17 protein-coding genes are annotated in these 24612 nt (G+C 63.3%); 15 read left to right on the top strand and 2 right to left on the bottom strand.

Features of this window, described 5'->3' with window-relative positions; translation table 11 throughout:
• Window positions 1-122 precede the first annotated feature (122 nt).
• Complete coding sequence (locus IAE40_RS07235; RefSeq protein WP_112899420.1) at window positions 123-2342, bottom strand: primosomal protein N'; 2220 nt, start codon at window positions 2340-2342, stop codon at window positions 123-125.
• Window positions 2343-2509: 167 nt separating this feature from the next.
• Between IAE40_RS07235 and rpmE the strand changes: the two genes are divergently transcribed.
• The 3 genes from rpmE (at window position 2510) to IAE40_RS07220 (ending at window position 4999) form a co-directional block, all read left to right on the top strand.
• A complete protein-coding gene (rpmE, locus tag IAE40_RS07230) occupies window positions 2510-2725 on the top strand; it encodes a 50S ribosomal protein L31 (RefSeq protein ID WP_054891182.1) in 216 nt (71 codons plus the stop codon).
• Window positions 2726-2727: 2 nt separating this feature from the next.
• On the top strand, window positions 2728-3555 hold the full coding sequence (locus IAE40_RS07225) for a thermonuclease family protein (protein WP_197890445.1): 828 nt from the start codon (window positions 2728-2730) through the stop codon (window positions 3553-3555).
• Window positions 3556-3730: 175 nt separating this feature from the next.
• Window positions 3731-4999 (top strand): malic enzyme-like NAD(P)-binding protein, encoded by a 1269-nt coding sequence (locus IAE40_RS07220; protein ID WP_054891184.1) that lies wholly within the window; start codon window positions 3731-3733, stop codon window positions 4997-4999.
• Window positions 5000-5128: 129 nt separating this feature from the next.
• Here the strand turns inward: IAE40_RS07220 and IAE40_RS07215 are convergent, their stop codons facing one another.
• The gene (locus IAE40_RS07215; protein ID WP_419555274.1) at window positions 5129-7579 is read right to left on the bottom strand and encodes a penicillin-binding protein 1A; all 2451 of its coding nucleotides are present in this window, start codon (window positions 7577-7579) and stop codon (window positions 5129-5131) included.
• A 173-nt stretch (window positions 7580-7752) separates the two neighbouring features.
• Here IAE40_RS07215 and pilM point away from each other — a divergent pair, with 173 nt between their 5' ends.
• From pilM to IAE40_RS07155, 12 genes are all read left to right on the top strand, one after another.
• Window positions 7753-8637 carry a type IV pilus biogenesis protein PilM gene (gene pilM, locus IAE40_RS07210; RefSeq protein ID WP_200602927.1) on the top strand — a complete coding sequence of 295 codons (885 nt, stop codon included), beginning with the start codon at window positions 7753-7755 and terminating at the stop codon, window positions 8635-8637.
• Window positions 8634-9167, top strand: a complete 534-nt coding sequence (locus IAE40_RS07205) for a PilN domain-containing protein (protein WP_200602926.1) — start codon at window positions 8634-8636, stop codon at window positions 9165-9167. Before pilM ends, IAE40_RS07205 begins: the two co-directional genes overlap by 4 nt.
• Window positions 9168-9169: 2 nt before the next feature.
• Window positions 9170-10180, top strand: coding sequence for a pilus assembly protein PilP (locus IAE40_RS07200; protein WP_200602925.1), 1011 nt, complete (start codon window positions 9170-9172; stop codon window positions 10178-10180).
• Window positions 10134-11372 carry a secretin N-terminal domain-containing protein gene (locus tag IAE40_RS07195; protein ID WP_200602947.1) on the top strand — a complete coding sequence of 413 codons (1239 nt, stop codon included), beginning with the start codon at window positions 10134-10136 and terminating at the stop codon, window positions 11370-11372. Before IAE40_RS07200 ends, IAE40_RS07195 begins: the two co-directional genes overlap by 47 nt.
• Before the next feature lie 4 nt (window positions 11373-11376).
• Window positions 11377-11895, top strand: a complete 519-nt coding sequence (gene aroK, locus IAE40_RS07190) for a shikimate kinase AroK (protein WP_063541601.1) — start codon at window positions 11377-11379, stop codon at window positions 11893-11895.
• Window positions 11896-11992: 97 nt separating this feature from the next.
• On the top strand, window positions 11993-13090 hold the full coding sequence (gene aroB, locus IAE40_RS07185; protein ID WP_153773288.1) for a 3-dehydroquinate synthase: 1098 nt from the start codon (window positions 11993-11995) through the stop codon (window positions 13088-13090).
• A 15-nt stretch (window positions 13091-13105) separates the two neighbouring features.
• A complete protein-coding gene (locus IAE40_RS07180) occupies window positions 13106-14704 on the top strand; it encodes an AAA family ATPase (protein WP_065863946.1) in 1599 nt (532 codons plus the stop codon).
• A 375-nt stretch (window positions 14705-15079) separates the two neighbouring features.
• Complete coding sequence (gltB, locus tag IAE40_RS07175; protein ID WP_054891193.1) at window positions 15080-19525, top strand: glutamate synthase large subunit; 4446 nt, start codon at window positions 15080-15082, stop codon at window positions 19523-19525.
• A gap of 123 nt (window positions 19526-19648) precedes the next feature.
• Complete coding sequence (locus tag IAE40_RS07170; protein ID WP_054891194.1) at window positions 19649-21067, top strand: FAD-dependent oxidoreductase; 1419 nt, start codon at window positions 19649-19651, stop codon at window positions 21065-21067.
• Between the two features lie 179 nt (window positions 21068-21246).
• A complete protein-coding gene (gene hemE / locus IAE40_RS07165) occupies window positions 21247-22311 on the top strand; it encodes a uroporphyrinogen decarboxylase (RefSeq protein WP_153773290.1) in 1065 nt (354 codons plus the stop codon).
• Between the two features lie 198 nt (window positions 22312-22509).
• Complete coding sequence (gene gbpA / locus IAE40_RS07160; protein WP_200602924.1) at window positions 22510-23940, top strand: N-acetylglucosamine-binding protein GbpA; 1431 nt, start codon at window positions 22510-22512, stop codon at window positions 23938-23940.
• Window positions 23941-24008: 68 nt separating this feature from the next.
• Window positions 24009-24572, top strand: coding sequence for a type II secretion system protein N (locus tag IAE40_RS07155; protein ID WP_200602923.1), 564 nt, complete (start codon window positions 24009-24011; stop codon window positions 24570-24572).
• The last annotated feature ends 40 nt before the right edge of the window (window positions 24573-24612 follow it).

Below are 24612 nucleotides of genomic sequence, written 5' to 3'. Positions count from 1 at the left end.
TTTCGACCGCAAGCGCGGTGCAGCGCTTCGATGCGCAGGTGGAAAAACGGAACATTATCCGTGGCCGGGGCTTGATTGCCAACCTTTACGGCTCGCGCAGGATTGCGCTGGCTTTCATGGATTCAGTAGAGATCGACCGGGTCCACATCCAGCGACCAGCGCACCTGCCGTCCCGACGGCATCTGTTCCAACACTAGCAACCAGCTACTGATCAGTCGATGCAGCGGCGCCCGGGCATTGGCCTGGATCAACAGCTGCGCGCGGAAGCGGCCGGCACGGCGCTCCATGGGGGCAGGTACCGGGCCGAGCAGCTCGATGCCGCTCAAGCCCTGCTCTGCCAGCACACCTTCGGCGGCGGCGCAGGCTTCGTCGAGAAAGGCTTCCGCCTGCCCTGGCTTGTGCGCTTCGGCGCGCAGCAGGGCCAGGTGCGAGAAGGGCGGCAGACCGGCGGCGCGCCGCTCGCTCAGGGCTTGCTCGGCGAAGGCGAAATAGCCTTGCTCGGTCAGTTGCACCAGCAGTGGATGCTCGGCCAGGTGGGTCTGCACGATCACCTTTCCAGGCTCCTCGGCCCGCCCGGCGCGGCCTGCGACCTGGACGATCAGCTGCGCCATTCGCTCGCTGGCGCGGAAATCACCCGAGAACAGTCCGCCATCGGCATCGAGAATGGCCACGAGGGTTACCCGCGGGAAGTGATGCCCCTTGGCCAGCATCTGGGTGCCGACCAGAATGCTCGGCTGGCCGCGCTGGATGGTGGTGAACAGGTGGTGCATGGCGTCCTTGCGCGACGTGCTGTCGCGGTCCACGCGCAGGACGGGGTAATCGGGGAACAGGGTCTTCAGGCGCTCTTCGGCGCGCTCGGTTCCGGCGCCGACCGGGCGCAGGTCGACGTGGGCGCACTGCGGGCATTGCAGGGGCAGGCGTTCGTCGTAACCACAGTGGTGACAGCGCAGTACGCCTGAGCGCTGATGCACGGTCATGCGTGCATCGCAGCGTGGACACTCCGACAGCCAGCCGCAGTCGTGACACAGCAGCGTCGGGGCGAAGCCGCGGCGGTTGAGGAACACCAGCACTTGCTGACCGGCTGCCAGGGTCTGGCCGATCGCCTGCTGCAGTGGGCCACTGATGCCGCTGTCCAGCGGCAGGCTGCGTACATCCAGGCGCATGAAGCGCGGCGGGCGGGCGCCGCCGGCGCGCTGGTTCATGCGCAGCAGGCCGTAGCGCCCGCTGTGGGCGTTGTGCAGGCTTTCCAGCGAAGGTGTCGCCGAGCCCAGCAGGATCGGGATGTTCTCCTGGTGCGCGCGGACCACGGCCAGGTCGCGGGCGTGATAGCGCAGCCCTTCCTGTTGTTTGTAGGAGCCGTCGTGTTCTTCGTCGATGATGATCAGGCCCGGGTTCTTCATGGGCGTGAACAGTGCCGAACGTGTGCCGATGATGATGTCGGCCTCGCCATCGCGGGCAGCGAGCCAGGCATCCAGGCGCTCGCGGTCGTTGACGGCCGAGTGCAGCAGGGCGATGCGGGCATTGAAGCGCTGCTCGAAGCGCGCCAGGGTCTGCGGGCCGAGGTTGATCTCGGGGATCAGGATCAGTGCCTGCTTGCCGGCCTCCAGGGTTTCGCGAATCAGCTGCAGGTAGACCTCGGTCTTGCCGCTGCCGGTGACACCGGCCAGCAGGAAGGCGTGGAAGCTGCCGAAGCCTGCGCGCACGGCCTGGAAGGCAGCGCTCTGCTCCTCGTTGAGCGGCAGTTCCGGCTGGGCCAGCCAGCGGTCATGGCGTGGCGCCGGCAGGTGCCGGCGCACCTCGACCTGCACCAGTTCCTTGGCCAGCAGCAGGTCGAGGCTATCTTTGTTCAGCCCGAGTTTGGCCAGCACGCTGTGGGCTACGCCATGAGGGTGCTGGGCGAGGGTCTGCAAGGCCTCTTTCTGGCGCGGTGCCCGGGCGATACGTGGGTCGTCCAGGCGCGCGCCGGGGGTCGCATGCCAGAAACGCTCCTGGCGCACTTCGGCTGCTTCGCCCTGACGCAGCAACACCGGCAATGCCCAGCTCAGGGTGTCGCCCAGGCTGTGCTGATAGTAGTGGGCGGTCCACAGGCACAGCTTGAACAGTGCCGGAGGCAGCGGCGAGACCGGGTCGAGCAGCATGCTCGCTGGCTTGAGCTTGTCGGCGGGGACTTCGCTCTGCTCGCAGACCTCCACCAGCACGCCGATCATCTCGCGACGGCCGAACGGTACGCGGATGCGCATGCCGGGTGTCAGTTGCTGGCGTGCCATGGCGGCCGGGGCCCGGTAGTCGAACAAGCGACGCAGGGGCGAGGGCAGGGCAAGGCGCAGGATGACGTCGGACACGCGGCAGGTCTTCGTAGCTGGTCGGGAATCGCACGAGCCTAGCAGACGACGGCCGGTGCAAGCGACAACTTGCGCTGGCCTGGCGGTCTGGTATTATTCGCCGCCTAATTACGTGCGGTATTCAACAATTGGTGTTGGGTGGCGGCACGCAGCTCGAGGAAGTGACCATGAAAGCCGATATTCATCCGAACTACGAAGCAGTTGCTGTCACCTGCAGCTGCGGCAACAAATTCGAAACCCGTTCGACCCTGGGCAACACCCTGGCGATCGACGTTTGCAACCTCTGCCACCCGTTCTACACCGGTAAGCAGAAAGTCCTGGACACCGGTGGTCGCGTACAGAAGTTCGCCGATCGCTTCGGTATGTTCGGTACCAAGAAGTAATCATGCGCACGGCGAGCCCTTCGGGTTTCGCATTGCTGCAAAAGAAGGCGCCCCTCGTGGGCGCCTTTTTTGTGGGCGCAATCTGGCATGTTCCCGCGCAGGCCTTCTGCCCGGTGCCCGAGGCCGTGCAGCCAGTGACGGTGCGTCAGGTCGTCGATGGCGATACCGTGCGTCTGGGGGATGGCCGCAGCGTGCGGCTGATTGGCATCAATGCACCTGAGATCGGGCGCAAAGGTCGCACCAGTGAACCCTATGCCGAAGCGGCCAGGCGACGGCTGGAGGCACTGGTGCAGGCCAGTGATGGCCGGGTGGGGCTGGTGCCGGGTGTGGAACCCAGGGACAAGTACGGGCGCACCTTGGCGCACCTCTATGGCCGCAATGGCGACAATCTTGAGGCACGGTTGCTCAGTGAAGGCTTGGCCTATCGCGTTGCGGTGGCACCCAACGTGCGTCTGGTTGGTTGCCAGCAACAGGCCGAACAGGCCGCACGCACAGGTAGGCTCGGGCTCTGGCGGCAGTCGCCGGTCATCGCAGCGGGGCGCCTGAGGCAATCCGGGTTCGCTGTGATCGGCGGCAGGGTGAGCGCGATCGATCGCAATCGAGGAGGCGTCTGGCTGGAGCTTGACGAGGCTGTGGTGCTGCAGGTTCCCGCTCGTCTGCAACGCGCCTTCCCCGACGGTTTCTTCGATAATCTCAAGGGGCGTCAGGTCGAGGCGCGCGGCTGGGTGCTGGACCGTTCCCGCAAGGGCGGGCTCAAGCCTGGGCAGCGACGCTGGCTGTTGCCGCTGAGCGATCCGAGCATGTTGGAGCAGGTTTCGGTGAAAAAATAGTTGTAGACATTATTGGTTTGGATTGTACACACTCAAGGCCGTAAGCCCCGCGGGTTGTAGCGTAAAGTCGTAGGCCAAGGGCCTTGACACATGTGACCGGGCAGTCTTGTCGCCTCCCGGCTCTTTGCGTATCCTCGGCGGTCCGTCAGAACAGTAAACAAGCGGAATGCCCACCATGTCAGACTTGAAAACCGCCGCTCTCGAATATCACGCTCAACCTCGCCCGGGGAAACTGAGCGTCGAACTCTCCAAGCCAACCGCCACCGCCCGTGACCTTGCCCTGGCCTACAGCCCAGGCGTCGCCGAGCCGGTACGCGAAATTGGCCGTGATCCAGAGCTGGCCTACAAATACACCGGCAAGGGTAACCTGGTCGCTGTGATCTCCGACGGTACCGCCATCCTCGGCCTGGGTGACCTCGGCCCGCTGGCCTCCAAGCCAGTCATGGAAGGCAAGGGTGTTCTGTTCAAGCGTTTCGCCGGTATCGACGTGTTCGACATCGAAGTCGAGTCGGAAAGCCCACAGGCCTTCATCGACACCGTTCGCCGCATCTCCATCACCTTCGGTGGCATCAACCTCGAAGACATCAAGGCACCTGAGTGCTTCGAGATCGAGCGTACCCTGATCGAACAGTGCGACATTCCGGTCTTCCACGATGACCAGCACGGCACCGCCATCGTGACGGCCGCCGGCATGATCAACGCCCTGGAAATCGCAGGCAAGAAGCTCGAAGACGCCAAGATCGTCTGCCTGGGTGCCGGCGCTGCCGCCATCTCCTGCATGAAGCTGTTGGTCAGCATGGGCGCCAAGGTCGAGAACATCTATATGATCGACCGCAGCGGCGTCATCCACGCTGGCCGCGACGACCTGAACCAGTACAAGGCGCAGTTCGCTCACGCCACCGACAAGCGCACCCTGGCTGATGCGCTGGAAGGCGCTGACGTGTTCGTTGGCCTGTCCGGCCCGAACCTGCTGAGCCCGGAAGGCCTGAAGTCGATGGCTGCCAACCCGATCGTGTTCGCCTGCTCGAACCCGGATCCGGAAATCGCTCCAGAGCTGGCCCACGCCACCCGCAGCGATGTGATCATGGCCACCGGTCGTTCCGACTACCCGAACCAGGTCAACAACGTTCTGGGCTTCCCCTTCATCTTCCGTGGTGCCCTGGACGTTCGCGCCAAGCGCATCAACGAAGAGATGAAGATTGCCGCTGCTATCGCCCTGAAAGACCTGGCCAAGCTGCCGGTTCCGAAGGAAGTGTGCGAGGCCTACGGTGTTGAAGGTCTGGAGTTCGGCCGTGAGTACATCATTCCGAAGCCGCTGGACGCTCGCCTGATCACCGTCGTTTCCGATGCCGTGGCCAAGGCCGCCATCGAATCCGGTGTGGCGACCCTGCCGTATCCGAAGCACTACCCGCTCAAGAGCGTGGATGACGTGTTCAACGGCTGATCCCGTTGTAGCGACATGAAAAAGCCCCGGCTCGCAAGAGTCGGGGCTTTTTGTTGGCCGCTGTTCTACAGATGACCGCTCCACCTGTAGAAGCGACACAAGGCCGCTGCTACAGGTTCAGATCGCTACTCAGAACAGATCCATCGGCGCCGCCTCATCGGCCGGCAGCGGGCTGCCTGGTGCTGAGCCGTTGCCCAGCTCATCTACCGATGGTGGTGAATCCTCGGCCTTGAACAGCTCGAAGTAGGCGTTCGGCGTGCTTGGTGTCGCCGCGCGACCGCTGACCGGATCCACGCGCAGGCTGAGGATACCCTCCGGCTCTGCCGGTGCGTGTTCAGGCTTGCCCTTGAGTGCCGGGCCCATGAAGTCCATCCAGATCGGCAGTGCAACGGTGCCGCCATATTCTCGGCGACCAAGTGTTTCAGGCTGGTCGAAACCGACCCAGACCGTGGTCACGTAGTCGGCGTTGTAGCCGGAGAACCAGGCATCCTTGGATTCGTTGGTGGTACCGGTCTTGCCCGCGATGTCGCTGCGGCCCAGGGCCAGGGCGCGACGGCCAGTGCCACGCTTGATCACGTCCTGCAGCATGCTGGTCAGGATGTAGGTGGTACGGCCATCGACGATGCGCTCGGCAATGGCCGGCGTCTGCGGCGGCGGGGCGATCTGGCCCAGTGCCGAAGGTGCGGTGCCCGGCTGCGGGAGCGTGGTGATCGGCTCTTCGGGCGCGGCGATTCCGGCCTGGTCCTGATTGCCCTGGGGAACGCGCGCCGGGTTGGCGGTGAACAGTGTTTCGCCGTTGCGGCTTTCGACGCGCTCGATCAGGTAGGGGTTGATCTTGTACCCGCCGTTGGCAAAGGTGCTCCAGCCGGTGGCGATTTCCATCGGGGTGAGCGTTGCGGTACCCAGTGCCAGCGACAGGTTGCGCGGCAGGTCCTGCTTGTTGAAGCCGAACTTGGCAATGTAGTCGATGGTGCGGTCGACCCCCATCGCCTGGAGCAGGCGGATCGAGACCAGGTTGCGCGACTTGTACAGCGCCTCACGCATACGGATCGGACCGAGGAAGGTGTTGGTGTCGTTTTTCGGACGCCAGACCTTGTCGAGGTATTCGTCGACGAACACGATCGGTGCGTCGTTGACCAGGCTGGCGGCGGTGTAGCCGTTGTCCAGTGCGGCGCTATAGACGAAGGGCTTGAAGCTGGAGCCTGGCTGGCGCTTGGCCTGCATGGCGCGGTTGTAGTTGCTCTGCTCGAACGAGAAGCCACCGACCAGGGCGCGGATTGCACCGCTGTTCGGGTCAAGCGTGACCAGTGCGCTCTGGGCGCCCGGCACCTGGCTGAACTTGAGCTTGCCGTCGTCCAGGCGTTGCAGGCGCACCAGGTCGCCGATCTGCGCGACATCGGCCGGCGACTGAGGCGCGCGCCCCTGGGCATTGCTGTTGATGAACGGACGGGCCCACTTCATGGTGTCCCAGGCCACGTCTTCGTCCTGGCCGCCGCGCGTCATGACTTTCAGGCCGGTCTTGTCCACCTGGGTGACGATGGCCGGTTCCAGGCCGCCGAGGGTGCGTTGCTTGCCCAGTTCCTGCTGCCAGGCGGTGCGGGTCTTGCCCGGGAAGCGCGCTTCGGGGCCGCGGTAGCCATGGCGCTCGTCGTATTGGGAGAGGCCGTTGAGAACTGCCTTGTTCGCGATCTCCTGCGTGTCGCTGGGCACGGTCGTGGTGACCCGGAAACCTTCGGTATAGGCATCGCTGCCGTAGCGTCCGACCATCTCGGCGCGCGCCATTTCGGCGACGAACGGTGCATTCACCTCAGGTGTCGGTACGTGATAGCTGGCGTTCAGCGGCTCGGCGAGGGCGGCCTGGTAGCTTGCCTCATCGATCTTGCCGAGCTTGTACATGCGGCCGAGGATCCAGTCGCGGCGCTCCTTGGCACGCACCGGGTTGGCCAGCGGATTGAAGCGCGAAGGGGCTTTGGGCAGGCCGGCGATCATCGCCATCTGCGCCAGGCTGACATCACGGATCGACTTGCCGTAGTACACCTGCGCGGCGGCATCGATGCCGTAGGCGCGGTTGCCCAGGTAGATCTTGTTGACGTACAGCTCGAGGATCTCGTCCTTGGTCAGCTCACGTTCGATCTGCAGCGCCAGGAGGATCTCGTTGGTCTTGCGCGAGAAGCTGCGCTCGCTGGTGAGGAAGAAGTTCTTCGCCACCTGCATGGTGATGGTGCTGCCGCCGGTCTGGATATGACCAGACTTCACAAGTTGGGTCGCAGCGCGCATCAGGCTGCTCGGGTCGACCCCGTAGTGATTGAGGAAATTGTCGTCTTCGGCTGACAGAAGCGCCTGGATGAACTGTGGGGGAATTTCCGCAAAACGGATTGGCGAGCGGCGCATTTCGCCAAACTCGGCAATCAGTTTGCCGTCGCTGCTGTACACCCTCAGGGGGATCTGCAACTGGATGCTTCTGAGCGAGTCGACCGAAGGCAGGCTGGGACTAAGATACAGAAACGCACCACTCAGACCGAGCACGAGCGCGCAGATGACGGCGACGAAAGACCACCAGAAGAACTTCAGCAGACGTATCAAGGCTTTTGGGTGTCCAGGTTGAGAAGTGGAGTGCACGCAGGCCCGGCGGACGGGAAAAAACGCTGGGCATTATAAGCATTTTCGCCCCGCCGGGTCATCGGTCGGTCGGGGCAATGGGCGCAATCGCCCCGGATGGCAAGGGTTTGCCACGGTCATGATAAGGAGCAGCGATGCTTGGACGCTTTGGCAGGGATGCCGGTTCAGTATTGGGGGTGGAAATTGCCTCCGATTCCGTGAGGATTCTTGAGTTGCAGCGGCGACGAGGGCGCCATGAGGTGGCTGCCTGGGTGGTCGAGCCAATCCGGGGGGCTTTGCGGGGTGGTGGCGATACCGAAGTGCAGGCCATGGCCCTGCGTCAGGCGTGGCGCCGTTGTGGCAGCCGGTCTCGACGGGTTGCGTTGGCGGTGCCGGGCTCGCAGGTGATCTGCAAGGTGGGCCAGTTGCCCGCCGCACTGGCGGAGCCTGAACGAGAAGCGCATCTGCTTGCCGATGCCGAGCGCCTTTTCCCTTTCCCGATTGACGATCTGGCCCTGGACTTTCAGGTGCTGGGCATCTCCCAGCAGGCACCCCACATGCTCGATGTGCTGGTCGGGGCCGCTCGCCAGAGCGTTCTGGCGCCGCTGTTGCAGCCGTTCGAGGCGGCAGGCCTGGAGGTGGTTGTCGTCGAGGTGGACAGTCTGGCGCTGCGTCGCTTGCAGGCCACCGACAGCTGCCGGCCGCTGCTGCAGGTCGAAGCCGACAGCCTGACCCTGCATGGCTGGCCCGATGGACCCCTGCCTTGGCGAAAGGCGCAGAGGATCGAGCCTGGCGTGGGTTCGGCCGAGTTTCTGGCGCATCTCGAGAGCTTGCTGGAGGGGGATCCTCCGTTCGAGCTGAGCGCAGGGTTGATGGTCGGCGGCGGGGCGGCGACGGACGCTTGCGTGCGGTCGCTGGCGCGGCATTTCGGATTCCCCTGTGAGCGGGTTTGTCCGCAGGGTGTTCATGCGGCTTCGCTGCCAGACCGCTGCGGCGCCATGGTCCTGCCCCTCGGCCTCGCCCTGGGAGGTACGCAATGAGCCTGCGCCTGAACCTGCTGCCATGGCGTGAGCGCCAGCGTCTGGTGGAGCTGCGCAACTTCAGACTGGTGTTTCTGGGCAGTCTGTTCGCAGCGTTTGTCGTAGTCATGCTGGTTGATCGGTTCGCCCATCTGCGCCTGAAGCAGCAAGCCGCTGCCGGTTTGCAGCGTCAGCAACAGCTCCGGTTGCTGGATGGGCAAGTAGCACGCCTCGAGCAACTGCGTGAGGCGCGCGCGGGCCTGGGTAGGCAGGTCGATGCGCTCGGTGCGCTGCGCTCCTCGCAGCAAGGAGTACCGCAGTTGTTGATCGAGATCGAACTGGCGATTCCGCATGGGATGCAACTGACCCGCCTGGACGTGCAGGACGACCGGCTGCAGATCAATGGCCTAGCGGTTTCTCCTGCGGTGCTGGCCCAGTTCATGCGCGACCTGCAGCGCTCGCCGATACTCCTGGACCTTGAACTCAAGCACGTCTTGGCGCGGGCCGGTGGCGATGCGTTCTCACTCGTGGCCCGGGTGGTGGCCTCTTGAACATGCGTATCGCTGAGATGCTCGTCTGGCACGAGATGGCGGGGCGCTCGCGTATGTACAGGGGCGCGGTTGTAGTCATTGGTGTGTCGCTGGTGCTTGCCTGCGGCTATCAGTTCCGTCTGCAGGAGGTGCGCGCAGCCTACCGTCAAGGCGTGGCGAGCGAAGTCGAGCAGCGGAAGCTGTTGCAGGCGCGGGAGCAACAGGTGCTGGCGCTGGATGACGCCGAGGTGGCGCTGGCGAGCGAGGCGAAGCGGCTGCGGGATGCGCGTTGGCGATTGTCGGGCGGCGAGGGCATGAGCGATCTGCTCGACCAGTTGGCCGTGTCGGGGCGCACCTACGGCCTGGTCTTCGAGCGCCTCGACGTGGAGGAAGAAGTCGAGGGGCCGGGTTACCGCCAGGTGTCCTTGCAGATGCAGGTGAGTGGGCGCTATGCCGCCCTGCGACCCTGGCTGGACGAGTGGCTGGGCCAGTTGCGCCTGCTGCGGGTGACCCGTTTGCAGTTGGAGCCTGCAACAGAACGGCCGGGGTTGCTGCAGCTTCATGTGTGGGTGCAGGCATTTCATGCCGGCGAGGCACTGCCAATGCCGGCTTCGCTGGCCGATGAGCCCGCTCGGCCCATCGGTCGGACGCCCGCGCTGGACCCATTTGCAGCCTGGTCGTCGCGTCGGCATACGGAGGGGTTGGCGGGGGTGCCGCTGGAGCAGTTGGAGATGGTGGGCAGCCTGTCCCGCGCGGGGCAATCCCAGGCGCTGGTGCGCTGGGCCGGGCGTGTTTACCGGGTTGCCAAGGGGGAGCGCCTGGGGCGTGAAGAGGGTGAAGTCATAAAGGTCGACCAGGATCAGGTCGAGATCAGGGAGCGGCTGTTCAACGGTGGCGAGTGGCAAGAGCGCTCAAGCTACCTGACGTTGAGCCGGCCCGCAGGCGCAAGGAGCGAACGTGAAAAGACTGCTGATCGGCGTCGTGGCGATGCTGCTGACGCTATGGGCAATGGCGGAGCCCCTGTACAAAGGTGAGCCGCTTTCGCTGAATTTCCAGGACGTCGAGGTTCGTGCAGTGCTGCAGGTGCTCGCCGATTATACCGGCATCAACCTGGTGGCCAGTGACACGGTTCAGGGCAATATCACCCTGCGGCTGCACGAAGTGCCCTGGGATCAGGCATTGGAGCTGGTGTTGCGCAGCCGCGGGCTGGCCAAGCGTGAGGAGGGCAATGTGCTGTTGGTCGCCCCCGCCGCAGAGCTCGCCGAGCAGTCGCGCGAGGCGCGCGTCGACCAGGCGCTCGAGGCGCAGTTGCAGCCGCTGCATCGGGAGTTGCTGCCGATTCATCATGCCGATGCGTCCGACCTGGCGAAACTATTGTTGGAGAGCCTCGCGGATGACGAACCTGCGGCAGGGCGCGGCAGTTTGAGCGTGGATTCGCGGACCAACACCCTGATCGCCACCCAGTCGGCCGCGCGCCTGGCTGAGTTGCGGCAACTGGTTGCGGATCTGGATGTGCCGGTGCGCCAGGTGATGATCGAGGCCCGGATCGTCGAGGCCAACGTCGATTACGAGAATGTGCTCGGCATTCGCTGGGGTGCAAAGCTGGGCGGTATGCCAGCGCGGTCAGGCAGTGAGCTGTTTGTCGATCTTGGCGCGCAGGGGGCGACCTCTGGCGTGGGCGTAGGGGTGGTGCGCGGCGATGTGCTGCTTGATCTGGAGCTCAGTGCCATGGAGAAAAGCGGCAATGGCGAGGTCATCTCCCAGCCCAAGGTGGTCACTGCCGACAAGGAAACCGCGCGTATTCTCAAGGGCACCGAAGTGCCGTACCAGCAGTCGAGCAAGAGCGGCGCCACCTCGGTGGCTTTCCGCGAGGCATCGCTGTCACTGGAGGTCACGCCGCAGATCACCCCGGATGGCAAGGTCATCATGGCGGTGCGGGTGACCAAGGACGAGCCAGACTACGTCAATGCCCTCAACGACGTGCCACCGATCCGCAAGAACGAGGTCAATGCCAAGGTGCGCGTGGCCGATGGCGAGACGATTGTGATTGGTGGCGTGTACTCGACGTCGCATAACAATGGAGTGGACAAGGTGCCATTTCTTGGCGATCTGCCGTATGTTGGACGGCTGTTTCGACGCGATGTATTACAAGAGAAAAAATCTGAGCTGCTGGTCTTCCTGACTCCGCGTATCATGAGTGACCGGGCGATTGCTGTGAGTCGTTGATTCTGTGCGAAATTTGATACTTGTAGGGCCCATGGGCGCCGGTAAGAGCACCATCGGGCGCCTTTTGGCCAAAGAGCTGCGCCTGCTGTTCAAGGATTCCGACAAGGAAATCGAGCTGCGAACCGGCGCCAACATCCCGTGGATCTTCGACAAGGAAGGCGAGCCGGGCTTCCGTGATCGTGAGCAGGCGATGATTGCCGAACTCTGCGAGCTCGACGGCGTGGTTGTCGCAACAGGTGGCGGCGCAGTGATGCGCGAGGCCAATCGCCAGGCGTTGCACAGGGGCGGGCGTGTCATCTACCTGCATGCCTCGGTGGAACAGCAGGTCGGCCGTACTGCACGTGATCGCAACCGTCCACTGCTGCGGACCGCCAACCCGGAAGCCACGCTGCGTGCGTTGCTGGAAACGCGCGACCCGCTCTATCGCGAAATCGCCGACCTCGTGGTGGAAACCGACGAACGGCCGCCGCGCATGGTAGTGCTCGATATTCTCGAGCGTTTGCAGCAGTTGCCGCCCCGCTGAGCCGGGACTATCCTCGGCGACCAACGCCGGGGCGACGTTGAACGTTACCGCGCTGGCCGCTCAGGCAAGGCCGCGCCAAAGCACATTGTGGGGATACATGCAGACATTGAAGGTCGATCTGGGCGAACGTAGCTATCCGATCTACATTGGCGAGGGCCTGCTGGACCAGCCCGAGCTGCTGGCGCCGCACATTGCCGGGCGGCAGGTCGCCATCGTCTCCAACGAAACCGTCGCGCCCCTGTATCTCGAGCGGTTGAGCAAGACACTCGGCGCCTGGTCGGTGCTGCCGGTGGTGCTGCCTGACGGCGAAGCCCACAAGAACTGGGAAACCCTCCAGCTGATTTTCGATGCCCTGCTCACGGCCCGCCATGATCGGCGCACCACTGTGGTCGCGCTGGGCGGCGGGGTGATCGGCGACATGGCCGGCTTTGCCGCGGCCTGCTACCAGCGCGGCGTCGACTTCATCCAGGTGCCGACCACGCTGCTGTCCCAGGTGGATTCGTCCGTTGGTGGCAAGACCGGCATCAATCACCCACTGGGCAAGAACATGGTCGGTGCCTTCTATCAGCCCAACGCGGTGCTGATCGACACCACCAGCCTGCGCACCCTGCCAGCCCGCGAGTTGTCGGCGGGCCTCGCCGAAGTGATCAAGTACGGCCTGATCTGCGACGAGCCATTCCTCGGCTGGCTGGAAGACAACATGGCAGCCCTGCGCGGGCTCGATTCCGTGGCTCTGACCGAAGCCATCCGCCGCTCCTGCGCGGCGAAGGCGGCCGTGGTCGGTGCCGACGAGCGCGAGTCTGGCGTGCGCGCCACCCTGAACCTCGGCCACACCTTCGGTCATGCCATCGAAACCCACATGGGTTACGGGGTATGGTTGCATGGCGAGGCCGTCGCTGCCGGGACCGTCATGGCCCTGGAGATGTCCATGCGTCTGGGCTGGATCGACCAGTCGGCGCGTGATCGCGGAATTCGCCTGCTGCAGGATGCAGGCTTGCCGGTGGTGCCTCCACAGCAAATGACCCCGGCGCATTTCATGGAACATATGGCGGTCGACAAGAAGGTGCTCGACGGACGCCTGCGCCTGGTGCTGTTGCGCCAGATGGGCGAGGCCGTGATCACCGACGACTATCCGAAAGAGATTCTTCAGGCCACGCTTGCAGCGGATTATCGCGCGATCGTGGCGCAGCTTTGAGGTTGTGACAGCGCAATGACCAGTTTGCATGCCGATGAGGCGTTCCTCGATCACTACCAGTTGAGTCACGATCCGTTCGCACCTCGGGTGCCCGGATTCAAGTTCTTCCCTGCCCAGCGCAAGCCGGTGCTGGGCCAACTGCATCACCTGGCGCGTTACAGCCACCTGATGCTGGTGGTAACCGGCCCGCTTGGCAGCGGCAAGACCCTGCTGCGCCAGGCCCTGGTGGCCAGCACCAACAAGCAGTCGGTGCAGAGCGTGGTCGTTTCCGCGCGCGGCGCAAGCGATGCTGCCAGCGTGCTGGGCCAAGTAGCCCAGGCGTTGAACGTCGCCCAGCCGGAAGTGCAGGCAATCCTTTCCCAGGTCGTCCAGCTGGCGTTGACCGGGCAGGAAGTCTATCTGCTGGTGGACGATGCGGAACAACTCGACGAGTCGGCACTCCAAGCGTTGCTGGAGCTGGCGGCAGGCGTTCCGGAAGGGCGCCCGCATGTGTTCCTGTTCGGTGAACCTTCGCTGATTGCCGGGCTGGACGAACTCAGTGTCGAGGAAGAGCGCTTCCACATCATCGAGCTCGCCCCCTACAGCGAAGAAGAGACTCGTGAGTATCTGGAGCAGCGCCTGGAAGGTGCTGGCCGGGGCCTTGAAGTATTCAGCGCCGAGCAGATCGCCGATATCCACGAAAACTCCGACGGCTGGCCAGGAAACATCAACCAGGTTGCCCGCGATACCTTGATCGAAGCCATGATCGCTACCCGCAGTACGGAAAAGCGACCATCCATGGGGTTCAAAATGCCTAAGAAACATGTGCTCGCGTTGTCCGCTGTCGTTGTGGTCGCTGTCGCGGCCGCGGTCCTGATGCCCAAGAAAGGGGACAAGGCACCGACCGAAGCACCTGCGGCCCAGGCCCAGTTGCCACTGGGACAGTCGGGCAATGGCGGACCGACCGTCGAATTCTCCGGTTCTTCGCAGCCCATGCCACTGCCGCTGGTAGGGCAGTCGCAGCCGGTCATGCGTGAGCCGCTGGCCCAGGCTGCAGGCATGGGAGATGGCGACGAGGCGGGCCCTGCCGGTGATACTGCACTGCAGCCTTCAGCGCCCTCTGCTGCCGTTCCTCCCACCGTCACCACGACTGCGCCGCCCCAAGGTGTCGCCGCCGGTCCTGCACCCGCTCCGGCCCAGCCGGTTGCGCCTGTGCAGAAACCTGTCGCAACCCAGCCGGTCAAGCCGGTTGCGCCTGCCGCCAAACCAGCGCCGGCCCCGACCCAGGTGGCGACCGCCAAGCCCGCTGCCAAGCCTGCCGAAAAACCCGCCGCCGGTGGCGCAGGCAACAGCGGCTGGTACAGCGGCCAGAAGCCGGGCAACTATGTGGTTCAGGTGTTCGGTACCAGCAATGAATCCGCTGCCCAATCGTTCGTCAGGGAACAGGGTGGCGACTATCGCTACTTCAAGAAAACCCTGCAGGGCAAGCCGCTGTATGTGGTGACCTACGGCAATTTCAGCAGCCGCGATGCCGCAGCTGCGGCAATCAAGAACTTGCCAGCGAAGGTCCAGGCTGGTAAACCTTGGCCTCGTACCGTCGGCAGCGTTCAACAAGAGCTGGCCACGGCCCGCTGATCCTTCCGGGCGGCACTACCCCCGCCGCCCAGTTGCTGAGCGAATCCCGGACTCGACAAAGCCTGCTGTGCTGATGCGCGGCAGGCTTTTCTGTCCCAGACTGCCGGCCACAAGCCTTCTGTTGCAGTCACGGCTGAAACGCTTCAGACTCTGCTCAAGCCGTTACCACGGCGCATGACGCAAAAACATTCAAAAATGCGACATAAACTTTCAACGATTCGTCGTGAAAATTTGTGAGCTTCCGTGTCGCTGTGCAACAATGGTTTCCCTATACCCACCGCAAAAAAGCTGGCATTCGATCGGCGTGGATGGTAAGTGGTTGTACTAAAAAGAGATTTGCCTTGGTTGAGAGGCGAACCTGGTGAGAAAGTGTCTATGAAAACAGGTCTGTACCATCCCGAAGAGTTCAAGGATAACTGTGGTTTTGGCCTGATCGCCCACATGACGGGCGAGCCGAGTCACCACCTTCTGCAAACTGCCGTCGAGGCCCTGACCTGCATGACCCACCGTGGTGGGATCAACGCAGATGGCAAGACCGGTGACGGTTGCGGCCTGCTGATGCAGAAGCCCGATCAGTTCCTGCGTGCCGTGGCCCTGGAGCACTTTGCCGCCGAGCTGCCCAAGCAGTACGCCGTCGGCATGGTGTTCTTCAATCAAGACCCGGTAAAAGCCGAGGCTGCGCGCGCCAACATGGACCGCGAGATCCTCGCTGCCGGCCTGCAATTGGTCGGCTGGCGCAAAGTGCCGATCGATACCAGCGTGCTCGGTCGCCTGGCCCTCGAGCGCCTGCCGCAGATCGAGCAGGTGTTCATCGGTGGTGAAGGTCTCACCGACCAGGAATTCGCCATCAAGCTGTTCAGTGCCCGTCGCCGTTCGTCCGTGGCCAACGCCCACGACGCCGACCACTACATCTGCAGCTTCTCGCACAAGACCATCATCTACAAAGGCCTGATGATGCCGGCGGATCTCACCGCCTTCTATCCGGACCTGGGCGATGAGCGCCTGCAGACCGCCATTTGTGTCTTCCACCAGCGCTTCTCCACCAACACCCTGCCGAAATGGCCGCTGGCGCAGCCATTCCGCTTCCTCGCCCACAACGGCGAGATCAACACCATCACCGGCAACCGCAACTGGGCCATGGCCCGTCGCACCAAGTTCGCCAACGACCTGATTCCCGATCTGGAAGAGCTCGGTCCGCTGGTCAACCGTGTCGGCTCCGACTCCTCCAGCATGGACAACATGCTCGAGTTGATGGTCACCGGCGGCATCGACCTGTTCCGTGGCGTGCGCATGCTCGTGCCGCCAGCCTGGCAGAACGTCGAGACCATGGACGCCGACCTGCGCGCCTTCTACGAGTACAACTCCATGCACATGGAGCCGTGGGACGGCCCGGCCGGTATCGTCATGACCGAAGGCCGCCACGCCGTGTGCCTGCTCGACCGCAACGGCCTGCGTCCGGCGCGCTGGGTGACCACCAAGAACGGCTACATCACCCTCGCCTCGGAAATCGGCGTGTGGAACTACAAGCCCGAGGACGTCATCGCCAAGGGCCGTGTTGGCCCGGGCCAGATCTTTGCCGTGGACACCGAGACCGGTCAGATCCTCGACACCGACGCCATCGACAACCGTCTCAAGTCGCGCCACCCCTACAAGCGCTGGCTGCGTCAGCATGCCACCCGCATCCAGGCGACGCTGACCGACGACCAGGGCGTGGCCAGCTACGATGCCGACCAGCTCAAGCAATACATGAAGATGTTCCAGGTCACCTTCGAGGAGCGTGACCAGGTGCTGCGCCCGCTCGGCGAACAAGGCCAGGAGGCGGTCGGCTCGATGGGCGACGACACGCCGATGGCCGTGCTTTCGCAGCGTGTGCGCTCGCCGTACGACTTCTTCCGCCAGCAGTTCGCCCAGGTGACCAACCCACCGATCGACCCGCTGCGCGAAGCCATCGTGATGTCCCTGGAAATCTGCCTGGGCGCCGAGCGCAATATCTTCCAGGAATCCCCTGAGCACGCCTCCCGAGTGATCCTCAGCTCGCCGGTGATCTCGCCTGCCAAGTGGCGCTCGCTGATGGCCCTGGAGCGCGAAGGCTTCGACCGTCACCTGATCGACCTCAACTACGAGCAGGATGTCGGCCTTGAAGCGGCCATTCGCAACATCGCCGACCAGGCCGAAGAAGCGGTGCGCAGCGGCAAGACCCAGTTGGTGCTGAGCGACCGCTTCATCGCCCCGGGCAAACTGCCGGTACATGCTTCGCTGGCCGTTGGTGCAGTGCATCACCGCCTGACCGAGCAGGGCCTGCGCTGCGACAGCAACATCCTGGTGGAAACCGCCACCGCCCGCGACCCGCACCACTTCGCCGTGCTGCTGGGCTTCGGCGCCTCGGCGGTCTACCCGTACCTGGCGTACGAAGTGCTGGCCGACCTGATCCGCACCGGCGAAGTGCTGGGCGATCTGGATGAAGTGTTCAAGTACTACCGCAAGGGCATCTCCAAGGGCCTGCTGAAGATCCTGTCGAAGATGGGTATCTCCACCATCACGTCCTACCGCGGCGCGCAGCTGTTCGAGGCCATCGGCCTGTCGGACGAAGTGGTCGGCCTGAGCTTCAAGGGCGTGTCCAGTCGTATCAAGGGTGCGCGTTTCGAAGACCTGGAGAGCGACCAGAAGCTGCTTGCGGCCGAAGCCTGGAGCGCGCGCAAGCCGATCCAGCAGGGCGGCCTGCTCAAGTTTGTCCACGGCGGTGAATACCACGCTTACAACCCGGACGTGGTCAACACCCTGCAGGCTGCAGTGCAGCAGGGCGACTACGCCAAGTTCAAGGAATACACGACGCTGGTCGATCAGCGTCCGGTGTCGATGATCCGCGACCTGCTCAAGGTCAAGGTGGCCGATCAGGCCCTGGCACTGGATCAGGTCGAGCCGCTGGACGCCATCCTCAAGCGCTTCGACTCCGCTGGTATCTCCCTGGGCGCGCTGTCGCCGGAGGCCCACGAAGCGTTGGCCGAGGCGATGAACCGCCTGGGCGCGCGCTCCAACTCCGGTGAGGGCGGCGAAGACCCGGCCCGCTATGGCACTCTCAAGAGCTCGAAGATCAAGCAGGTGGCCACCGGCCGCTTTGGTGTGACCCCGGAATACCTGGTCAACGCCGAAGTGCTGCAGATCAAGGTGGCCCAAGGCGCCAAGCCCGGCGAGGGCGGCCAGTTGCCAGGCGGCAAGGTCAACGGCCTGATTGCCAAGCTGCGCTACGCGGTGCCGGGCGTGACCCTGATCTCGCCGCCACCGCACCACGACATCTATTCGATCGAAGACCTGGCGCAGCTGATCTACGACCTCAAGCAGGTCAACCCGCAGGCGCTGGTGTCGGTCAAGCTGGTGGCCGAAGCCGGCGTCGGCACGATCGCTGCCGGTGTGGCCAAGGCCTATGCCGACCTGATCACCATCTCCGGCTACGACGGTGGCACCGGCGCCTCGCCGCTGACCTCGATCAAGTACGCTGGCGCCCCGTGGGAACTGGGCCTGGCCGAAACCCACCAGACCCTGCGTGGCAACGACCTGCGCGGCAAGGTGCGGGTGCAGACCGACGGTGGCCTGAAAACCGGCCTGGACGTGATCAAGGCCGCGATCCTCGGCGCCGAGAGCTTCGGCTTCGGTACCGCGCCGATGATCGCCCTGGGCTGCAAGTACCTGCGTATCTGCCACCTGAACAACTGCGCCACGGGCGTCGCCACCCAGAACGACAAGCTGCGCAAGGACCACTACATCGGCACTGTCGACATGGTGATCAACTTCTTCACCTTCGTCGCTGAAGAAACCCGCGAGTGGCTGGCCAAGCTGGGCGTACGCAGCCTCGGCGAGCTGATCGGTCGTACCGACCTGCTCGAAGTGCTGCCGGGCGACACCGAGCGCCAGCACCACCTGGACCTCACGCCGCTGCTGGGCAGCTCGCACATTCCGGCCGACAAGCCGCAATTCTGCGAAGTCGACAAGAACCCGCCGTTCGACAAGGGCGAGATGGCCGAGAAGATGGTCGAGATGGCCTTGCCGGCGATCCGCGACCAGGCCGGTGGCGAGTTCGCCCTCGACATCTGCAACTGCGATCGTTCCATCGGTGCGCGTATCTCTGGCGAGATCGCCCGCCTGCATGGCAACCAGGGCATGGCGGCTAACCCGATCACCTTCCGCTTCAAGGGTACGGCGGGGCAGAGCTTCGGCGTATGGAATGCCGGTGGCCTGAACCTGCACCTGGAAGGTGACGCCAACGACTACGTCGGCAAGGGCATGACCGGTGGCAAGATCACCATCGTGCCGCCAGCCGGCAGTCCGTTCGAAACCCAGCACAGCGCCATCGTCGGCAACACCTGCCTGTACGGCGCCACTGGCGGCAAGCTGTTCGCCGCCGGTACCGCGGGCGAGCGTTTCGCTGTGCGTAACTCCGGCGCCCACGCTGTGGTCGAGGGCACCGGTGATCACTGCTGTGAATACATGACCGGCGGCTTTGTCTGCGTCCTGGGCAAGACCGGTTACAACTTCGGTTCTGGCATGACGGGCGGCTTCGCCTATGTGCTCGACATGGACAACACCTTCTTCGACAAACTCAACCACGAGCTGGTGGAAATCCAGCGTATCAGTGGTGAGGCGATGGAGGCCTACCGCAGCCACCTGGCGCGCGTCTTGGGCGAGTACGTGGAAGAAACCGGCAGCGAGTGGGGGCGTGAGCTCTCCGAGAACCTGGACGACTATGTGCGGCGCTTCTGGCTGGTGAAGCCGAAGGCGGCCAATCTGAAGCAACTGTTGTCCAGCACCCGTGCCAACCCGCAGTAAGAGCAGCTGCAAGTGGCGAGCTGCACGCTGCACGTAGAGGCAGCGTACGGTTCGCCCGGCTTAAGTGATCGTCTTGCGGCTTGCAGCGTGTAGCTTGCAGCTGCTGTTGAGAGGTTTTGAAAAATGGCTGAACGTCTGAGCAACGACTTCCAGTTCATCGAAGTGGGCCGCAAGGACCCGAAGAAAAAGCTGCTGCGCCAGCGCAAGAAGGAGTTCGTCGAGATCTACGAACCCTTCAAGCCGCAGCAGTCCGTGGAGCAGGCACACCGCTGCCTGGGCTGCGGCAACCCCTATTGCGAGTGGAAATGCCCGGTACACAACTTCATCCCCAACTGGTTGAAGCTGGTGTCCGAAGGCAACATCCTGGCGGCAGCGGAGCTGTCGCACCAGACCAACACCCTGCCGGAAGTGTGCGGCCGCGTATGCCCGCAGGACCGTCTGTGCGAGGGTGCCTGTACCCTGAACGATGGGTTCGGCGCAGTGACCATCGGCTCGGTGGAGAAGTACATCACCGACACCGCCTTCGCCATGGGCTGGCGCCCGGACATGTCCAAGGTCAAGCCCACCGGCAAGCGCGTTGCGATCATCGGTGCAGGCCCTGCGGGCCTGGGCTGCGCCGACGTGCTGGTGCGTGCCGGAGTAACGCCGGTGGTGTTCGACAAGAATCCCGAGATCGGTGGCCTGCTGACCTTCGGCATCCCCGAGTTCAAGCTGGAAAAGACCGTGCTGAGCAATCGCCGCGAAGTCTTCACCGGCATGGGCATCGAGTTCCGCCTGAACACCGAGGTGGGCAAGGACATCACCATGGAACAACTGCTCGCCGAGTACGATGCAGTGTTCATGGGCATGGGCACCTACACCTACATGAAAGGCGGTTTCCCGGGTGAAGACCTGCCGGGTGTGCACGATGCTTTGGACTTCCTGATCGCCAACGTCAATCGCAACCTGGGCTTCGAGAAGTCGCCGGAAGACTTCATCGACATGCAGGGCAAGAAGGTCGTGGTGCTGGGCGGTGGCGACACCGCGATGGACTGCAACCGCACCTCCATCCGCCAGGGCGCCAAGGCCGTGACCTGCGCCTATCGTCGCGACGAAGCCAACATGCCTGGCTCGCGCAAAGAGGTGAAGAACGCCAAGGAAGAGGGCGTGAAGTTCCTCTACAACCGCCAGCCCATCGCCATTGTCGGCGAGGACAAGGTGGAAGGCGTCAAGGTGGTCGAGACCCGTCTCGGTGAGCCAGACGCCCGTGGCCGCCGCAGCCCCGAGCCGATCCCGGGCTCCGAAGAGATCCTGCCGGCCGATGCCGTGGTGATCGCCTTCGGCTTCCGCCCGAGCCCGGCGCCTTGGTTCGAACAGCATGGTATCCAGATGGACAGCCAGGGCCGCGTGGTGGCTCCTGAGAAGGGCAAGTTCAAGCACCAGACCAGCAACCCGAAAGTCTTCGCCGGTGGCGACATGGTGCGCGGGTCTGACCTGGTGGTGACGGCGATCTTCGAAGGGCGTACCGCTGCTGAAGGGATCCTGGACTACCTCGAAGTCTGATCCTGGCTATTCGCGGGGCAGGTCGGAGCGTCGAACCGCCGTTCCGACTTGCCCCGCGATGCATTTTGTATACAAAAATCCTTGATCCACGGCACCCGATAGACAAAACGCATGGCCCTGGCCGTGCCTTTTGCGCTGGCGTCTGAGAAAATGCCCGCACTTTTTTGCTGGATGCCGACATGACTGCCCTGAAGAACGATCGTTTCCTGCGTGCACTGCTCAAGCAACCCGTAGACGTGACCCCGGTCTGGATGATGCGCCAGGCCGGCCGCTACCTGCCGGAGTACCGCGCCAGCCGCGCCAATGCCGGCGACTTCATGAGCCTGTGCATGAACCCGCAGTTCGCCTGTGAGGTGACGCTCCAGCCGCTGGACCGCTACCCGCTCGACGCCGCAATCCTCTTCTCCGACATCCTCACCATCCCCGATGCCATGGGGCAGGGCCTGTACTTCGAGACGGGCGAAGGCCCACGTTTCAAGAAGGTCGTCAGCACCCTGGCCGATATCGAGGCGCTGCCGATTCCCGATCCGCACAAGGACCTGGGCTATGTGATGGACGCGGTCAGCACCATCCGCCGTGAGCTCAACGGGCGCGTGCCTCTGATCGGCTTCTCCGGCAGCCCCTGGACCCTGGCGACCTACATGGTCGAGGGCGGCTCGTCGAAAGACTTCCGCAAGACCAAAGCGATGCTGTACGACCAGCCCGAGGCCATGCACCTGCTGCTCGACAAGCTGGCACAATCGGTCACCAGCTACCTCAATGGCCAGATCAAGGCCGGCGCCCAGGCGGTGCAGATCTTCGATACCTGGGGCGGTGCACTGTCGGCAGCGGCCTATCAGGAATTCTCCCTGGCCTACATGCGCAAGATCGTCAGCGGTCTGATTCGCGAGCATGAAGGGCGCAAGGTGCCGGTCATCCTGTTCACCAAGAATGGCGGCCTGTGGCTGGAAAGCATCGCCGAGGCCGGTGCCGACGCACTGGGCCTGGACTGGACCTGCGAGATCGGCGACGCCCGTCGCCGTGTCGGTGACAAGGTTGCGCTGCAGGGCAACATGGACCCGACCGTGCTGTACGCCAAGCCCGAGGCGATCCGCAACGAAGTGCAGCGGATCCTGGCCAGCTACGGCAAGGGCAGCGGCCATGTGTTCAACCTGGGCCATGGCATCACGCCGGAGGTGGACCCGGAACATGCCGGTGTGTTCATCAACGCCGTGCACGAGTTCTCGGCGGGCTATCACGGCTAAGGCGACCTGTGAGCGATCCGGGTCTGCAATGGGCTTCGGATCTCACAGGCCAGTGTGCATTGACGGCGCTTCCTCTCGGACTAGCCTTACAGTCCGCGCTCCAGCGTTTTCTTAATCTTCGTGCTCTTTCGGCTCAAGCCGTATCGGTCGTCCATGCAGATGACCGAGCGGACTTGGGCTTTGCCACGAGGATTTTGTATGAAACGAGTAGCTCCACGAAAAGGATTTCTGGCGAGCAGCGTATGCGCTGCGCTTGTCAGTACGACCCTGTTGCCGCAGTTGGCAAATGCCCATGGTTACCTGCAAGACCCGCCTTCGCGCGACATCCTGTGCAAGCAGAAGCAGAACACTGGCTGTGACTCGGTGAACTGGCCACCCAGTGCCGGAGAGTTCGCCCAGGGATTCCCAAGTGATGGTCCAGCTGATGGCAAATTGATTGGTGGTCACATATTTCCTGTCCTTGACGAGCAGAGTGCCAACCGTTGGCATCGTGTCCCGCTCGACAAGCATGAAATCGAATTCAAGTGGCTCTACACAGCAGCGCATGTAACCAAGAGATGGGAATATTTCATCACCAGGAGAGACTGGAATCCCAACGCTGCCTTGGAGCGCGCATCGTTCGAGAGCACGCCATTCTGTTCCGTCGATGGTGGCGGCAAGAAAGCCGATGATCCCTCGCATCCCAAGCACACCTGCGCAATTCCTGCCGATCGCTTGGGACATCACATCATCCTTGGCGTATGGACTGTCGGTGACACCAGCAATGCGTTCTACAAGGCTGTCGATGTCGATATCCAGGTTGACGGCGGGCCTGCACCCGAATGGCGCCAGGTCGGCAGCATCAATCCGCATCGCAATCTTAAGAAAGGCGACAAGGTCAAGGCCAGAGCGTTTGTCGGCGGTCATGAGTCCGAGCAGTTCAGCGCCAGCATCGTTATCGAAACCGCCGAGGAGGGTGGGGCGCCGAACTGGGCCTACAAACTGGCCAAACAGATCAACGCCATACAGGTGTTGGTCAGCGCAGGACAAAAGGACGCCGAGGGCAACGTCGCGCCGGTGCGCGGTTCCAATATCATCTTTGCCAAGCAGGAAAGCGGCGTTACGGGCTACGAGTTAGGCTTCGAAGGCAGCCCGCCGGACGCCTATATGCACTTGCACGGGGTGAAGCCGCAATACAGTTTGATAGACGGTAAAGCCACCATCGACTTCTCGGTGATGACCAATCGCTCGATGGAAGTCACCGCAACACTGTTCGATGCGAGCAACAAGCAAGTCGGCTACCAGCGTCAGCCGGTGGATTCGACCACGAAGCCGTTCGCCGTCGACGCCATCAGCGTGGAGGGTGGGCATGTGCTCAAGGTCGTCGGCAAGAATGAAGATGACGAGATCCTCCTGCAACAGGAGCGCGACCTGACCCTTGAGGCGCAAGGCGAAGAAGCCTATCCCACCTTCCCGGAAGGCATTGCAGGCTACACCGCGGGTACCCGGGTCTATGCCAGGGGAACTCGCGATGTCTATGAATGCAAGCCTTTCCCCTACTCGGGGTATTGCCGCCAATGGACCGAAAGCACCACCCAATATGAGCCCGGCATTGGTTCTCACTGGCAGAGCGCCTGGGACAGGCATTGATGAACAGGGGGTATCCGAACAGGGTGCCCCTTTTCATAAGCGGGAATGGGCATGGCTTACGACAAACAATGCTGGCAACTGCTGTCGTGGCAATCGGTGCTCGTCATCCTCCAGCGGGGGTTGCCTTGATACCTGAACATTACCGTCGTCATGCGGCGTGGCTGGTGTTGCCTGTGCTGCTGGCGTCGTTCCTGGTGTGGCGAGAAGACCGGTTACGCAGTCACTGGCGCACCGAGGAACCGGCGGTCGCCACATTGCAGGACGTCGAAGTTGACCGCTCCCTTGCGGTTACCACGCTTGCGCTGGCGTTCGGTTTTCGGGCCGCGGATGCGAGAGCTTCCGTGCGCTCGGACATCATTCTCAAGGCCACTTTCGCCTCCAGTGCCGGAGGGTCGCGCGCGCTGGTTGCCCTGGATGGCAAGGTTGCGGCGTATCGCATTGGCGACCGTCTGGCGGGCGGTGCTGTCGTCCGGCGCATCGAATCGCATGCAGTTGCACTATGGATTGATGGCGTTGAGGAGGTTCTGCCCCTTGAGGGGACCAAGGGCTCCTTGCTGCACCTGGTGAGAGAAACCTCCCATGCGCCAACAAAACCGGATTCCCATCGTCTTTTCCTGCGGACTCCCCGATGAACATACGGCTCATGTTGCGGTTAGCGTCGCTGAGCGCGCT

It is taken from the genome of Pseudomonas sp. S44 (assembly GCF_016624805.1).
GTDB lineage: Bacteria > Pseudomonadota > Gammaproteobacteria > Pseudomonadales > Pseudomonadaceae > Aquipseudomonas > Aquipseudomonas machongensis.
Note: the sequence above shows the minus strand (reverse complement) of the source record. Positions and strands in the feature narration are given on the sequence as shown.